This is a genomic window from Trinickia sp. Y13 (assembly GCF_029522115.1).
Lineage (GTDB): Bacteria > Pseudomonadota > Gammaproteobacteria > Burkholderiales > Burkholderiaceae > Trinickia.
Map to the genome: position 1 here is coordinate 207,406 of NZ_JAKWFK010000003.1, position 15,123 is coordinate 222,528.

The 15,123-nt window shown below is 63.5% G+C and carries 14 protein-coding genes, 1 tRNA gene and 1 pseudogene; 10 read left to right on the forward strand and 6 right to left on the reverse strand.

What is annotated here, in order from left to right; genetic code table 11:
- Positions 1–601: 601 nt before the first annotated feature.
- Positions 602–1,405 carry an inositol monophosphatase family protein gene (locus MMB74_RS07145; RefSeq protein WP_277427912.1) on the reverse strand — a complete coding sequence of 268 codons (804 nt, stop codon included), beginning with the start codon at positions 1,403–1,405 and terminating at the stop codon, positions 602–604.
- A 337-nt stretch (positions 1,406–1,742) separates the two neighbouring features.
- Here MMB74_RS07145 and MMB74_RS07150 point away from each other — a divergent pair, with 337 nt between their 5' ends.
- Together MMB74_RS07150 and cysE are read left to right on the forward strand one after the other, a co-directional pair.
- Positions 1,743–2,558 (forward strand): RNA methyltransferase, encoded by an 816-nt coding sequence (locus MMB74_RS07150; RefSeq protein WP_277427913.1) that lies wholly within the window; start codon positions 1,743–1,745, stop codon positions 2,556–2,558.
- A 244-nt stretch (positions 2,559–2,802) separates the two neighbouring features.
- On the forward strand, positions 2,803–3,600 hold the full coding sequence (cysE, locus tag MMB74_RS07155; RefSeq protein ID WP_277427914.1) for a serine O-acetyltransferase: 798 nt from the start codon (positions 2,803–2,805) through the stop codon (positions 3,598–3,600).
- 4 nt (positions 3,601–3,604) lie between these two features.
- On the opposite strand, the gene MMB74_RS07160 is transcribed toward cysE, so the two are convergent.
- From MMB74_RS07160 to MMB74_RS07175, 4 genes are all read right to left on the reverse strand, one after another.
- Positions 3,605–4,372: a UDP-2,3-diacylglucosamine diphosphatase gene (locus MMB74_RS07160; RefSeq protein WP_277428189.1), complete on the reverse strand. Its 768-nt coding sequence runs from the start codon at positions 4,370–4,372 to the stop codon at positions 3,605–3,607.
- 71 nt (positions 4,373–4,443) lie between these two features.
- Positions 4,444–4,938, reverse strand: coding sequence for a peptidylprolyl isomerase (locus MMB74_RS07165; protein ID WP_277427915.1), 495 nt, complete (start codon positions 4,936–4,938; stop codon positions 4,444–4,446).
- Positions 4,939–4,999: 61 nt separating this feature from the next.
- Positions 5,000–5,581 carry a peptidylprolyl isomerase gene (locus MMB74_RS07170; protein ID WP_277427916.1) on the reverse strand — a complete coding sequence of 194 codons (582 nt, stop codon included), beginning with the start codon at positions 5,579–5,581 and terminating at the stop codon, positions 5,000–5,002.
- A 40-nt stretch (positions 5,582–5,621) separates the two neighbouring features.
- Positions 5,622–6,353 carry a tetratricopeptide repeat protein gene (locus MMB74_RS07175; RefSeq protein ID WP_277427917.1) on the reverse strand — a complete coding sequence of 244 codons (732 nt, stop codon included), beginning with the start codon at positions 6,351–6,353 and terminating at the stop codon, positions 5,622–5,624.
- Positions 6,354–6,550: 197 nt separating this feature from the next.
- On the opposite strand from MMB74_RS07175, the gene cysS reads away from it, so the two are divergent.
- From cysS to MMB74_RS07205, 6 genes are all read left to right on the forward strand, one after another.
- Positions 6,551–7,948: a cysteine--tRNA ligase gene (cysS, locus tag MMB74_RS07180; protein ID WP_277427918.1), complete on the forward strand. Its 1,398-nt coding sequence runs from the start codon at positions 6,551–6,553 to the stop codon at positions 7,946–7,948.
- A gap of 50 nt (positions 7,949–7,998) precedes the next feature.
- A complete protein-coding gene (locus MMB74_RS07185; protein WP_277427919.1) occupies positions 7,999–8,949 on the forward strand; it encodes a DNA-3-methyladenine glycosylase in 951 nt (316 codons plus the stop codon).
- A gap of 117 nt (positions 8,950–9,066) precedes the next feature.
- Positions 9,067–10,038, forward strand: a complete 972-nt coding sequence (locus tag MMB74_RS07190) for an acetyl-CoA carboxylase carboxyltransferase subunit alpha (RefSeq protein WP_277427920.1) — start codon at positions 9,067–9,069, stop codon at positions 10,036–10,038.
- Positions 10,039–10,106: 68 nt separating this feature from the next.
- The gene (gene tilS, locus MMB74_RS07195; RefSeq protein WP_277427921.1) at positions 10,107–11,624 is read left to right on the forward strand and encodes a tRNA lysidine(34) synthetase TilS; all 1,518 of its coding nucleotides are present in this window, start codon (positions 10,107–10,109) and stop codon (positions 11,622–11,624) included.
- Positions 11,625–11,975: 351 nt separating this feature from the next.
- Entirely contained in the window at positions 11,976–13,226 is a 1,251-nt protein-coding gene (locus MMB74_RS07200) for an aspartate kinase (protein WP_277427922.1), read from the forward strand.
- A gap of 174 nt (positions 13,227–13,400) precedes the next feature.
- Positions 13,401–13,494, forward strand: a tRNA-Ser gene (locus MMB74_RS07205).
- Positions 13,495–13,654: 160 nt separating this feature from the next.
- Here the strand turns inward: MMB74_RS07205 and MMB74_RS07210 are convergent.
- A complete protein-coding gene (locus tag MMB74_RS07210) occupies positions 13,655–14,347 on the reverse strand; it encodes an SGNH/GDSL hydrolase family protein (RefSeq protein ID WP_277428190.1) in 693 nt (230 codons plus the stop codon).
- A 176-nt stretch (positions 14,348–14,523) separates the two neighbouring features.
- Here MMB74_RS07210 and MMB74_RS07215 point away from each other — a divergent pair, with 176 nt between their 5' ends.
- Positions 14,524–14,775: a hypothetical protein gene (locus tag MMB74_RS07215; protein WP_277427923.1), complete on the forward strand. Its 252-nt coding sequence runs from the start codon at positions 14,524–14,526 to the stop codon at positions 14,773–14,775.
- Positions 14,776–14,818: 43 nt separating this feature from the next.
- A pseudogene (locus MMB74_RS07220) lies at positions 14,819–14,927 on the forward strand (helix-hairpin-helix domain-containing protein); the annotation flags it as partial.
- Between the last annotated feature and the right edge of the window lie 196 nt (positions 14,928–15,123).

Below are 15,123 nucleotides of genomic sequence, written 5' to 3' on the forward strand. Positions count from 1 at the left end.
TTCGGTTGCGGGCTGTCCCTGCTACGGCGCGGCGCGCTCCAATTGACGATGTGCCGCGGGAGCCGCGGCAGCGCGACTGTGGGCGGACTATACTGCGCGCCGCGTTGATCGCGCAGTCGGCCGAATGACCGGCCTCGCGCACGTGCAATGGCCGCGCCGAGCCGCGCGCGCACCACGTGCTTCGGACCGACTCGCAGCCAAGCTCAGCATTTTATGGGATTCGACGGCGCAACCGCGCATTTCGGCGGTGCCGTGCCGAGCGGCCCAGCGGATGGAGCGAACAGTTTCGGGCGGATGGCCCCAACGAACGCTTCAAGCAAAGGCAACCACGTCTTTGCTTTCGAACAAATTGATTTTGACTGTCACCTCGCGAGCCATGCAGGGTGTTCTATAGCGATTGCAGGTAGGGGCTGATCAATGCGCCGCCGAGCGCGGTCCGACGATCGTCGAAAGGACGGGGGCTGACTCCAGCCATGCGTTGGCCGCGACGAGCCTCTGCTCGCAGATCGAAAAGGATCGTGAGAAACAAAAAGGCGGCCGCCGCCGCCTTTTGCCGTGGTCCGCCGCACGTGTTGGCGCCGCGCCGGACGTCGAACGACGCTTAGTTCGCGCCTTTCCCCGTGCGGCTATACGGGCTTAGGATCGGAACCATCTGTGCGTAGATTTTGGGATTGCCTGCAACGATTTCGCCGAGGTGCAGAAAGTCGGAATCGCCGGTGTAGTTCCCGACGAGGCCGCCCGCCTCGGTGATCAAGAGGCTGCCCGCCGCCATGTCCCAAGCGCTGATACCTTGCTCGAAGAAGCCATCGAGCCGGCCGGCAGCCACATTGGCCAAATCGAGCGCCGCAGCGCCAGGGCGGCGCAAGCCCGTGCAAGCACGCGTCATGTCGGCGAACAGGCGACAGTAGGCTTCGAGACTGTCGTTTTCCCGGAAAGGGAAGCCCGTGCCGATCAGCGCGTCGCCAAGGCGGTCGCGGCGGCCGACGCGGATTCGCCGGTCGTTCAAATAAGCGCCGCGGCCGCGCGATGCCGTGAACAGATCGTTGCGAGTGGGATCGTAGACGACCGCTTGCGTGACGATGCCTTTGTGCGCGAGCGCGATGGATACGCCGTAATAGGGCAGGCCGTGGATGAAATTGGTGGTGCCGTCCAGCGGATCGATGATCCAGACGTAATCGGATTCGTTCTCGGAGCGGCCCGATTCTTCTGCCAGGATGGCGTGATCGGGGTAGGCCGTCTTGAGGGTATCGATGATCGCCACTTCCGCCGCTTTATCGACCTCCGTCACGAAATCGTTGTGCTGCTTCTTGCTGACCTGGACGAGATCCAAGTCGAGCGAGGCGCGGTTGATGATCTGTGCGGCGCGACGGGCGGCCTTGACAGCAATATTGAGCATCGGATGCATAAAACGGATTCCTTGTACCGCGGCGCTGCGAGCGCTGCGACGGGTGGGCCAAACCGCCCGGAATGCGCAGGCATTCCGTCGACGAAAGCGAATTGAAGAAGAGCAATGTGCGCTCGGGTGGTTCAGATCCCAAATCGCGCGCACGAATAGCGGGATTTTACCCGAGTCGGCGCCCGTTCGGCTCAAACGTTGCCGCAACCCGTCGATCTGCCGCGTCCGGGCGCGATCGGGTTCGCATCGCCTCGGCGAGCGCGCTAACATACCTGCACGCGGCGCTTTGCTCGCCGTTTCTCGTTCATTCGCTCGTTCTTTCGACCTCCCCACTTTGAATCGCTCTATGTCGCAATCGCCGTCGACCACCGTTCACACCTGCGCGTCGGGCCCGCATGGCGGCTTCACCTCGACTCTGTTCGTGCTCGTCGAGCCGAGCCACCCCGGTAACGTGGGGGCCGCCGCGCGTGCGATCAAAACGATGGGGTTCTCCCGGCTGGTCCTCGTCGCGCCGCGCGTCCCGCTCGTGCAGAACGAGCCCGAGGCGATTGCGATGGCCAGCGGCGCGGAAGATGTGCTCGCCTCGGTGCGCATCGTGCCGACGATCGCCGATGCGCTCACCGGCGTCGCCTGGTCGGTCGCATTGACGGCGCGTATGCGCGAGTACGGGCCGCCGCAGCTCGCGCCGCGCGAGGCCGCCCAGGAGGCGCGCAACCACGCGCTTGCCGGTGACATCGCTTTCGTCTTCGGCAACGAGCGGACCGGGCTGTCGAACGAGCACGTCGAGCGGTGTAGCGCGCTCGCCCACATCCCGGCCAACCCCGCATACAGCTCGCTCAATCTCGCGCAGGCCGTGCAGGTGCTGGCCTACGAACTGCGCATGGCTTATCTCTCCGACGAGCAGGGCGCCGCCCCGGCCTCGGCCGACGAGGAGAGCGTGCGCGCGCCGAGCGAGGACGTCGAGCGCATGTACATGCACCTCGAAAACGCGCTGATCGCGCTCGAGTTCCTCGATCCGGCCAATCCCAAGAAACTGATGTCACGGCTGCGGCGTTTGTTCGCGCGCGCCGGCTTGGAGCGGGAGGAAGTCAATATCGTGCGCGGTATTGCAAAGCATATCCTGCTCAAAACGCATGCCGGCGATCGATCGTCTTCGCCGTGAACGGCCAGTGCGCGCGGCGAGCGCCGCCGCCCGCCCAACGATCTCGATAAGCCTCACGATCGGCATGCGACAGCGGTAATGCCCCTGGTTGGCGCAGGGGCGATCGAGGCGCGTTCAGCAGGTTTGCCGCGATCACCCTACAATCGAGCCGATCTTCATAAGCAAATCGCCCGACGTCATATACGACGCCGCCGGCGTTGCCCACGGGCAACCGCGCTCCGGCGCTTTTTAGCGAGCCCCCACCATGTTCAAGAGACTTCGCGAAGACATTGCCACGATTCGTCAGCGGGACCCCGCGGCTCGCAGTGCTTGGGAAGTGCTCACCTGTTACCCGGGGCTGCACGCGCTGGTGCTGCATCGGTTCGCGCATGCTTGCTGGCGCGTGCGCCGTCGCTGGCTTGCGCGTTTCGTCTCGCAGATCGCCCGGTTCTTGACCGGCATCGAGATCCACCCCGGGGCCACGATCGGCCGCCGCGTCTTCATCGACCACGGGATGGGCATCGTGATCGGCGAGACTGCCGAGGTCGGCGACGACTGCACGATTTATCAAGGGGTGACGCTTGGCGGCACGCTGCTCACGCGCGGCGCGAAACGCCATCCGACGCTCGAGCGCGGTGTCATCGTGGGCGCGGGCGCGAAGGTGCTGGGTGGTTTCACCATCGGCGCCGATGCGAAGATCGGCTCGAACGCGGTGGTCGTGAAGCCGGTGCCGCCGGGAGGCACTGCCGTCGGCAACCCGGCGCGTGTGATCATGCCGGCCGATGCCAAGCGGGCGCCCGAGCGGGCTTCGTTCTGCGCATACGGGATCACGCCGAATGCGGAGGATCCGGTATCGCTCGCATTGCACGGGCTGATCGATCACGCAGGCAAGGAGGCGCAGCGTGTCGATGAGATCGTGGCCGCGCTCGAGCGGCTCGGCGCGCGGCTCGAGGCGTTACACGGCGTGGACGGGGCGGGCGTCGATCTGCGGCGCTTGTCGGCCGTGATCGAAGGCGCGATGGTTCATGCCGACGCGCAGACCGATCTGGACCGGACGGGTTGAGCCGTCAATCCAACGGCAACGCGTGGATCCCTTCGGCATCGATCCGTAGGTAGCCGCCACGGCGGGTGCCGTGATCGAGATCCCAATCGGGCAGCACCCAACGCGTGCCGCCCGCTTCCAGATGGCGCGCGGGTTTGTGCGTGTGCCCGTGGATCATCGTCTTCGTATGGCTTTTGCGGAACAGCGCCTCGACGCTCTCGTGCGTGACGTCGTATAACGGCGAAGGCGGCCGCGCCCGGCCTTCCTCGCTCGATGAGCGCATGCGTTCGGCCAGCGCCTGACGCCAGGCGAACGGCCAAGCGAGAAACATCAACTGAAGCGCACGCCAACGTGCGATACGGCGGAAAGCTTGGTATTTGCGATCGGCCGTGCAAAGCGCATCGCCGTGAGCAAGCACAATACGCGAGCCGAATGCCGTCATGACGAAAGGGTCGGGGAGCCAAATCGCGCCGGCCGCCTTCATGAATCGCTTGCCGAGCAGGAAGTCGCGGTTCCCATGCATGACATACAGCGCGATGCCGCGTTCGCTGAGCGTATGCAAGATGGCAGCAATGCGCGCGGCGAATGCATCCGCGCCGAGGCGGTCGTCGCCGATCCAATAGTCGAACAAGTCGCCCAAGACGAACACGGAATCGGCGCTATCGGCCGTCACCCGGATGAAGTGCTCGAACGCGTCGACCGTGCGAGGGATCGACGCGCTCAGGTGCAAGTCCGAGATGAGCAAGAGCGGGCGCGGCGCATGGGGACGCGTACGGCCGTGCTCGTGCGGCACGCTGGCCTCGACGTTGCGAGGCCCCGTGTCTTGCCGCGCCGATATTCCGGCGTCTCGGATGACGCTCGTGTTCAATCGACTACGACCGCTTTCTCGATGACGACATCGTCGAGCGGCACGTCCTGGTGAAAGCCTTTGGAGCCCGTGCGCACCTTCTTGATTTTCTCGACCACGTCCAGGCCTTCGACGACTCGGCCGAACACCGCATAGCCCCAGCCTTGCGGCGTCGGCGACGTGTGGTTGAGGAAATCGTTGTCGTTCACGTTGATGAAGAACTGCGCCGTCGCCGAGTGCGGATCGTTCGTGCGGGCCATCGCGATCGAACCCTTGACGTTTTTCAGCCCGTTGTTCGCTTCGTTGTCGATGGGCGCGTCGGTCGGCTTTTGCTTCATGCCGGGCTCGAAGCCGCCGCCCTGAATCATGAAGCCGTCGATCACGCGATGAAACACCGTGTTGTCGTAATGACCTTTCTTCACGTAATTGAGGAAATTTTCGACGGACTTCGGCGCCTTCTCGGCGTCGAGTTCGAGCTTGATGACGCCGTGATTCGTATGCAGTTCTACCATGATGGGTTCCTTTTTGAAGAGCCAAGCCGGCGCCGCGAAGGCGCGCCGGCGGGGAGGGGCGTTATTTGGAAACGACGGTTGCCGATTCGATCACGATCGGCTGTTGCGGCACGTCCGCCATCGGTCCGCGCGTCGTGGTGGGCGTCGCTTCGATCTTCTTTACAACGTCCATGCCCGACACGACTTTGCCGAACACGGCATAGCCGTTGCCGTCCGGATTGGGATAGTCGAGCCCGGCGTTGTCTACCGTGTTGATGAAGAATTGGGCGGTTGCCGAGTTCGGATCGCTCGTGCGCGCCATCGCGATCGTGCCCGCAGCGTTTTTCAAGCCGTTGCGGCTTTCGAGCGGGATGGGCGCGCGCGTCGGCTTTTCGGCGTAGCTGGCCGTATAGCCGCCGCCTTGAATCATGAAGCCCCGGATCACGCGATGGAAGATCGTGCCGCTGTATTGGCCGGATTTCACGTAGGCCAGGAAATTGGCGACGGTCTTGGGCGCTTGCTGGGGGTAGAGTTCGACCTTGATGTCGCCGTCCGTCGTCTTGAGCAGCACTTGGGGATGCGCGCCAGCCGCGTTCGTTTGCGCGAAAGCCGGTGCGTTCGCGATCAAAGCGGCGCTGCCGAGCGCCAACCAAAAGCTTTTCATGGGGTCCTCTGGGTGGAAGAAATCGAATGAAATGCCGTGCTCAGCGCGACGGCGCAATGTAGGGCTGCGCCGGGAACATGCCGTTCGAGCCGCCGAATTCGACAGCGGGCGGCCTCACGGGCGGCGGCACGGTGGCCGGGCGCGCCTGTACGGCCGCCTTGGCGGCGCTCGCGCCGTTCGCGGGCGAGACGATCTGCTCGATGGAAGCGATGCGCTGCGCGGTGAGCGCGCTGGCTCCACCGAGCGTTTGTGCGCGCCGGTACGATCGATCGGCGAGCCGCAGGTATAGATCGCCCAGATTCTCGTAGGCGAGCCCATAGCTGGGATTTGCCTTCACGGCCGTCTCGAGCGCGGTGCGGGCGTCTTCATAGCGGCCTTGCTTCGCATACAGCGCGGCGAGATTGTTGTAGGGCTCGGGCAACTCGGGGTACGACTGCGTGAGTTCGGTGAATTGGCGTATTGCGTCGTCGTCGCGATTCAGGCGCGCGAGGACGGTGCCGCGCTTGAATTTTGCTTGAGCGTCGCGCGGATGCGAGGCGATGCGCGCATCGAGTTCGGCGAGCGCGCCATTCCAATTTCGCGCGGCGATGGATGCATCGATTTGCGGCGTGTCGTCGGCCACGGCCGGCGACGTTTGCGCGTGCGCCGCCACGCTCGTGAAGGCCGCGAGCGTAAAGGCGAAAACGGAGGCCGCGGCGAGGGCCGCAGTACGGTGCATGCGGCCGCTGGAAGGTTTCATAGGCTCAAGTCTGGGTGTTATACTCCGGCCCATTCTAACAAAACGTTTGTCGGTTTCCTCGAACGGCAAACGGTCCTCCGCCAGTCGTGGTCGCCTTTTCGCGCCGCTCGCATTGAAGCGCTCGTGGCGCAAAGGTATTCGCACCGCGCAAGCCGTTTGCGCTTCATCGCGAAATGCTGCGAAACGCGCGTCGCCGAGTGCGGATTGCTGCAGGCTCACGCATCGTCTCTATGGAATCACTGCGCATCTACAACACGCTCGCGCGTGACAAGCAACTTTTCGTGCCGCGCCGTGCAGGCGAAGTGCGGATGTACGTCTGCGGCATTACCGTCTACGACTACTGCCACATCGGTCATGCGCGTCTTTTCGTCGTATTCGACATCGTGCAGCGCTGGCTGCGCGCGCTCGGCTATCGCGTGACCTACGTGCGCAACATCACCGACGTCGACGACAAGATCATTCGGCGCGCCGTCGATTGCGGCGAGACGATCAAGGCCGTGACCGACCGCTACATCGCGGCGATGTACGAAGACGCCGATGCGCTCGGCTGCGAGCGCCCCGACATCGATCCGCGGGCGACCGACTACATTCCTCAAATGCTGGGCATGATCGACGCACTCGTCGCGAACGGCTATGCCTATCAAGCGACGGATGGCGACGTCAATTACGCGGTGCGCAAGTTCGAGCGCTACGGCGCGCTCTCGGGCAAATCGCTCGAGGATCTGCGTGCGGGCGAACGCGTGGCGGCGAACGACGCCAAGCAAGACCCGCTCGACTTCGCTCTGTGGAAGCACGCCAAAGCGGGCGAGCCGGCCGATTGCACCTGGGATTCGAAGTACGGGCCCGGCCGTCCCGGTTGGCATATCGAATGTTCGGCGATGGGATGCACGCTGCTCGGCGAGCATTTCGATCTTCACGGCGGCGGGCAAGATCTGCAGTTTCCGCACCATGAGAATGAAATTGCGCAAAGCGAAGGCGCAACCGGGCAGACGTTCGTCAACTACTGGATGCATAACGGGTTCGTGCAGATCGACAACGAGAAGATGTCGAAATCGCTCGGCAATTTCTTTACGATCCGCGACGTGATCGCGAAGTACGATCCCGAAGTCGTGCGCTTTTTTCTCGCACGCGCGCACTATCGGTCGCCGCTCAACTACAGCGACGTCCATCTGGACGATGCGCGCGCCGCGCTGACGCGTCTTTACACGGCGCTCAAGGATGTGACGCCCGATACCGCGCCGCTCGATTGGAGCGAGCCGTATGCGCAGCGCTTTCGCGATGCGATGAACGACGACTTCAACACGCCTGTTGCCGTCGCGGTGCTGTTCGAGCTCGCGACGGAACTCAATCGCACTCGAGATGCAGCCCTGGCGCGGCAGTTGCACGCACTGGCCGGCACCTTGGGGTTGCTCGGCCGGGATCCGCGCGCGTTTTTGCAGCACGCGGCGGGCGAGCGCGCGAGCGGCGGGCTCGATGCGGCCGCGATCGAAGCGAAGATCGCCGAGCGCGCCGCCGCCAAGGGGGCGAAAAACTACGCCGAGGCAGACCGGATTCGTGCGCAATTGCTCGAAGCCGGTGTTGCACTTGAAGACAAACCGGGCGGGCTGACCGAATGGCGCCGCGTATGACGAACGCGCATCGCGCATTGCGCTGATCGACTCGCCAGGCAGGAGGCAAGATGGCAACGGCCAGAAAGGCGCCCGCGCGCACAAGTCGCAAGGGCGACGTACGCGCGAGCGCAACGGCGGCAACCGCTGACAAAGACGACAAGGCAGTGGCCAAGCGTGCTTCGAGCATGAAGCGCGCGGCGTCGGCCAAAACCGCGCCGACGCGTGCGAAAGACAAGCCGGCGCGCCCGCCGAAAATCAACGGCGCAGCGCCGCCCGAGTCGGCCGACGTCCAAGCGTTTTCGCGCGAAGGCGGCGCCGATGGCGAGATCGTGCGCAAATCGCGCGCGGGCAAGGACGCGCAGGCGGCCGTGCCCGTGCAGATCGGTGGCCTCGAGCCTGCCATTACGCGCCCAGCCTATTGGGATCGTGCCTGCGCGGATCTCGTCAAGCGCGATCGCATTCTGAAAAGACTGATCCCCAAGTTCGGGCCGGTGCACCTGATCAACGGCGGCGACCCGTTCGTGACGCTCGCGCGCTCGGTCGTGGGCCAGCAGATTTCGGTGCGGGCCGCACAGGCCGTGTGGCAGCGGATCGAAGCCGCATGCCCGAAGCTTTCGCCTCAGCAATTTAGAAAGCTCGGTCAGGACAAACTGAGCGCCTGCGGGTTGTCCAAGCGCAAGTCGGAGTACTTGCTCGATCTGGCACAGCACTTCGTATCCGGTGCGTTGCACGTCGACAAATGGATGTCGATGGAAGACGAAGCGGTGATCGCCGAACTCACGCAAATCCGGGGCATCGGCCGCTGGACCGCCGAGATGTTCCTCATCTTCAACTTGTCTCGTCCCGACGTCCTGCCGCTCGACGATCTCGGCCTCATCCGCGCGATCAGCGTTAATTACTTCAGCGGCGAACCGGTCACGCGCAGCGAGGCGCGCGAAGTGGCGGCGAACTGGGAGCCGTGGCGTACGGTCGCGACCTGGTACATGTGGCGCAGCCTCGACGGGGCGGCCGAGGCGTAGCGTGGCGGCGGAGGGGACAATGGCTATCGATTATATGCATCGATAGATTTGCTCGATTCTGGTAAGGGCGCGGACGGTTAGAATACGCGCTGCCGCAAGACTCTAGGAATGAAACATATGAAAACGACCTTTCTGGATTTCGAACAGCCCATCGCGGAGCTCGAGGCAAAAATCGAAGAATTGCGCTTCGTGCAAGACGATTCGGCGGTCGATATTTCGGAAGAGATCGAGCGGTTGTCGAAAAAGAGCCAGCAGCTCACGAAGGATCTGTACGCGAACCTCTCGCCCTGGCAGGTATCGCAGATCGCCCGTCATCCGCAGCGTCCCTATACGCTCGATTACGTGAACGAGCTGTTTACGGATTTCCACGAATTGCACGGCGATCGCGCGTATGCCGATGACCTGTCGATCGTCGGCGGCTTGGCGCGTTTCAACGGTCATCCGTGCATGGTGATCGGTCAACAGAAAGGCCGCGATACGAAAGAGCGCGCGGCGCGCAATTTCGGCATGCCGCGTCCCGAAGGTTATCGCAAGGCCGAGCGCTTGATGCGTCTGGCCGAAAAGTTCGGGCTGCCGCTTTTCACGTTCATCGATACGCCGGGTGCCTATCCCGGGGTGGGCGCGGAGGAGCGCGGGCAATCGGAAGCGATCGGCCGCAACCTCTATGTCATGGCCGAACTGAAGACGCCCATCATCGCTACGGTGATCGGCGAGGGCGGTTCGGGCGGCGCGCTGGCGATCGCCGTGGCCGATAGCGTGTTGATGCTGCAGTTCTCGACCTATTCGGTGATTTCGCCCGAAGGGTGCGCGTCGATTCTTTGGAAGAGCGCCGCCAAGGCGCCCGAAGCAGCCGAAGCGCTGGGCTTGACGGCGCATCGTCTGAAGGCGCTGGGCCTGATCGACAAGATCGTGAACGAGCCCTTGGGCGGTGCCCATCGCGACGTCAAAGGCATGGCCGCCTTGCTGCGCCGGGCGCTGGCCGATACGCTGCGGCAATTCCAAGGCATGAGCGTGCCCGATCTGCGGCAACGCCGTTTCGAGCGGCTCATGTCTTACGGTAAATTCAAGGAATCCCTCCCCGGCGCCTAAGGCGCGGGAGGCCGGGCAGCACGAGGCTTCGGCCGTCGCCTGCAGGTTTCGTTTCAATCTCTACCGACGTGACACCTTCAGTCGATTCCGCCGCCGAGCGCATCGTTCTCGATGCCCTCGGCGGCGCGCTTTCCGCGCTGCCTTCCGATGATGCGATCGTGGCGATCGCGTTCAGCGGCGGACTCGACTCCAGCGTGCTCCTCGATGCGGCGGTGCGCGTGATGGGCGCTTCGCGCTGCGTTGCGCTGCACGTCCATCATGGGCTGAGCCCGAACGCCGATCGTTGGCTTGCGCACTGCGAGGCGGCCGCGCACACGCTCGGTGTGCGCTTCGAGGCGCAGCGCGTGCGCGTGGCGCGCGATGGCGGGGAAAGCATCGAGGCCGCCGCGCGCGAGGCGCGGTATCGAGCGCTCGACGTCATGTGCGCGCGGCAAGGCGTGGCCGCGCTGTGGCTTGCACACCATGCCGACGATCAAGCCGAGACGGTGCTGCTGCAATTGTTGCGCGGCTCCGGTGTGATGGGGCTCGCGGCGATGGCGCCGCAGCGCGTCGACGAGACGTCCGCGGCGCCGCGCGTGCGCCCGTTTTTGCATTTGCTGCGGGCGCAGTTGGAGCGATACGCGCATCTGCGCGGTTTGCGATGGATCGAAGACGAATCCAACGCCGACACGCGCTATGCCCGCAACGCACTTCGTCACGAGGTGCTGCCTGCATTGTCGACGCGTTTCCCCGGTTTTCGCGATGCGCTCGCGCGCACGGCGCGTCACGCGGCCACGGCGCAGCGGCTGCTCGACGAACTGGCGCACATCGATTTGCGCACGATCGCGCGTGACGAGGGGGCCGCGCTTTCGCGCAAGGCGCTGATTGCACTGGACGATGCACGCGCGATGAACGTCATGCGCGTTTGGATTCGTTCGGCGGCGCTGCCGACGCCATCGGCCGCGCGCCTGGGCGACATGCTGCGGCAACTGCGCGAAGCGCGCGACGGACATGCGTTGAGCGTGATGCACGGGGGCGCCCGTCTGCGCTTGTATCGAGACAAGATCTACTGGGAGCAGCGCGCTCCCGCGCGTTTGTCGCTCAACCCGACCGTCGCCATCGAGAAGGCGATACCGGCGCCGAGCGTTGCGGCCGTGCCGCCGCCCGATCGCATCGAGCAAGCGAGCGCAACGGCTACGGGCGAGGTCAAGCGCGTTGCACATCTGACCTGGAGCGGACAAGAGGTATGGCATTTGCCGCAGTGGCACGGCTCGCTCGTGTTCGTGCCGACGGATGAAGACGATGCCGGCGCGCACACGGTGCCGGCCGCGCTGCTTGGCACCGCTGCGCTTTCGGCGCGAGCGCGCACGGGCGGGGAGCGCATGCAGCGCACGGTTGGCAGCGCGGCGCGCACGCTGAAGAATTTGTTCCAAGAGATGGGCGTGCCGGCCTGGGAGCGCGATGTGCCGCTCATCTATCTCGGCGACAAGCTGCTTTACGTGCCCTTCCTTGGCGTGAACGGCGCAGTGGCGCAGTCGCTGCCGCCGTTGCGTGCGCGTAACGAACGCAGGCGGTTGGAGTGGCGTCCGGACTTGCTGATCGCCTAGCGTGTGCGCGTGCCGCGAGGGCGATCGGCGTCGCGCCGGATTGACACGGGGCGCCCCCCGGTGCTTGTTTTTTCGTCGTCGATCAAGTACGCTCGAAGGCTCGCCCGATCCGCTTTCGCAGCCGTTTGCGCGCATTTTGCGCATTCGCCGCCTATCTGCGCGCTACCCGCGCCGGCGATAGGCGCCCGCAGCAGGCGCTTCGCATCCGGGCAAATCCGCGCATGCTGCACCCGCTTTCGCAGCCATCCTTCGTCGTCGTCGAAGCGCTCACGAGGCCGCGAGACCGAACGGCAGTCCTGCGGTACTGCTTTTGGCGCATCGGCGCGGTTCCTCCTCCAGTTCAGAACGACAATGGCACTCATCGTACATAAATACGGCGGCACCTCGATGGGCTCGGTCGAGCGCATCAAGAACGTCGCAAAGCGCATCGCGAAGTGGCACAAGGCCGGGCACAAGATGGTCGTCGTGCCTTCCGCGATGTCGGGCGAAACCAATCGCTTGCTCGGTCTCGCCAAAGAGATTTCGAGTCAGCCCAATCCGCGCGAGCTCGACGCGATTGCCGCGACGGGCGAGCAAGTGAGCGTGGGCCTCTTGTCGATCGCGTTGCAAGATATCGGCATCGAAGCCGTGAGCTATGCGGGCTGGCAAGTGCCGATCAAGACCGACAGCGCTTACACGAAGGCGCGCATCAGCGAAATCGACGGCGAGCGCGTGATGCGCGATCTCGACGCGGGAAAAGTGGTCGTGATCACGGGCTTTCAGGGCGTCGATCCCGAAGGGCATATTACGACGCTGGGCCGCGGCGGCTCGGATACGTCGGCGGTGGCTGTTGCCGCCGCGCTCGAAGCCGACGAGTGCTTGATCTTCACGGATGTCGACGGTGTGTACACCACCGATCCTCGCGTGGTCGAAGAAGCGCGCCGGCTCGATCGCGTCACCTTCGAAGAAATGCTTGAAATGGCGAGCCTCGGCTCGAAGGTGCTGCAGATTCGATCCGTGGAATTCGCGGGCAAGTACCGCGTGAAGACGCGTGTGCTGTCGAGCTTGACCGACCCGATGATTCCGCTCGAGGAAGAAATGAAATCGGGCACGCTGATCACTTTTGAAGAAGACGAGACCATGGAAAAAGCAGTCATCTCCGGCATCGCGTTCCAACGCGACGAAGCGCGCATTGCAGTGCGCGGCGTGCCCGACAAGCCGGGCATCGCTTATCAGATCCTCGGGCCCGTGGCCGACGCGAACATCGACGTCGACATGATCATTCAGAACCAGAGCGTGCATGGCAAGACCGATTTCACGTTCACGGTCGGTCGCGGCGATTATCAGCGTGCGATGGATATCTTGGTCAATCACGTGAAGGGTCACGTGAATGCCGAGGAAGTCGTGGGCGATCCGCGTGTCTCGAAGGTGTCGGTGGTGGGCGTGGGTATGCGCTCGCATGTGGGCATCGCCAGCAAGATGTTCCGCACGCTGTCGGAAGAGGGCATCAACATCCAGATGATCTCGACCTCCGAAATCAAGATCTCGGTGCTCATCGACGAGAAGTACATGGAATTGGCCGTGCGCTCGCTGCATAAGGCGTTCGAACTCGATCAGGCCTAAGCGGGCGGCGGTCTTGCGTTCGTCATGAGCGGGTGCGGGGCCGGTCGCGCATGCGCGGCCGCAGGGTGAATGGGCGATGCGGTAAAAAAATGCGTCGCACAAATTGACCTGCGCAACCGTTCCCGTTATTATCTTGGTCTCGTTGCGCTGCCTCCCGGTGCAACGACAAGTTTGGGAGACGTGGCCGAGAGGTCGAAGGCACTCCCCTGCTAAGGGAGCATCTGGGCCAAAACCTGGATCGAGGGTTCGAATCCCTCCGTCTCCGCCAAAAGCGGTGACAAAGCCCCGCGAGTTCTCGGATTCGCGGGGCTTTTCTTTTTGGCCTCGATCGGAGCAATAGGCTGTTCGCTGTCAACTTTAGCGCTTGGGTCACGCGACCAAAGGCTGAAATGCCGGGTTGAACCAAAAGTGCCGACGCTATTCGTTGTTCACCGTCGCCGAATATCCTCGGCTCCGTCGAGCGCAGACTCTCCGCTTTGCAGAGGCTGGAGCGCAACTTGGACGATGTCCGCAATGGCTTTGCCGAGCACCGCATGCTGATCGGCGTCGAGGTGAATCCCGTCTCGGTGGCTCGTCATCGTCACCGTCCCTGCGTCGAAAATCATGCAGTCGTGCAGTCGTGCGATATCGCCGTACGCGTCTGCCAAGCCGACGCACCGGCCTTCGCTGCCCAGGAACTTGGGCATGACGGGGCCATCGGGAACCCTGATAGCCGGCGGCACGACGATCAGCACGGGGGGCACGGGCATGCCGGGTTCCACAGGAGCACGGCGTATAGCATCGATCAATGCGCCGATGCCTTCTGCCGAATGCCGTGCGGTGTTGTCGTGGACCATCTGGAAATCGTTGGTCCCGAGCATCACGATCACCAAGTCGAGAGGCGAGTGCATCTCGATCACTTGCTCAATGCCTACGATGCCGTTGCGTCCGGGCTTGAAAGGATCTTCCCATGCCGTCGTGCGGCCGTTCAGGCAGTCCTCGAACACGCGTGCTGCGACTCCTCGCATACGAAGGGTGTTTTCCATTACGCCGGGCCAGCGCGCGTTGAACGTCAAGCGTTGACGGGTTCCGGGAACGATGCCCCAGGATAGCGAGTCGGCGTACACCAGAATCTGTTTCATATCGATTGCAGCCGGACAAATGAGAGTGGGGGCACCGGTTTTCAATAAACCATCTTCATGAGTTCGAGGGCCAGGATTCCACTCGATATCGTCATCCAGGTATTCGACGTGCGCCGATGGACCGCGCACGCGATCAGCAGGCCGACGACTTTTTCGCTGGCCCGAACCGACCATCCATGTTCCGCCGAGCTAAAGACGACGGTGTCACCACTGCAGCTATGGCAGTGATCGGAATGTACTTCAGCGAGGTTGCGATTTGGTCCGGAATCGCGCGATTGGTAAGCAGTATAGAGCCAGCGGCCTTCAAGGCGAAGGCGCCGGCCGCCGACCTGCCGGTAGTGAGCAATACGTTGTTCATTGCCATCTTTGCACCGTCCAGCCGGTTGCTGTACCGACACATCGGCGCGCGGCTCAGTGTTGTCAGCTGATGAGTGATGGGGGCGGACGATGCCTGCTTTGGAGAGGCGCCGTATGCCACTTCATAACGACGATATGGCGGCGGATCTTTTCCGAGATCGCGAATCTTCTCGAAATACAAGGTGCGAAACCGTTTCGCGTGCGCGCCTCTCGCAATCTAGCGGGCGCGTGCTCGTAATTCGGAAAGCGCGCGTATGCGATTGCCATCTCGAGCTGAACGCGCCCCCGATAGGCTCGACCTCGCCGATACGTACTGCCAGATGGCGAAAGCCGAAGGCGTACTTATTTCATCCCAGCCCCGATATTCGGGTCGCCCGCTGGGAGATGGTCGGGGTGAGGGTGGGGACGCTCCCGGCAAG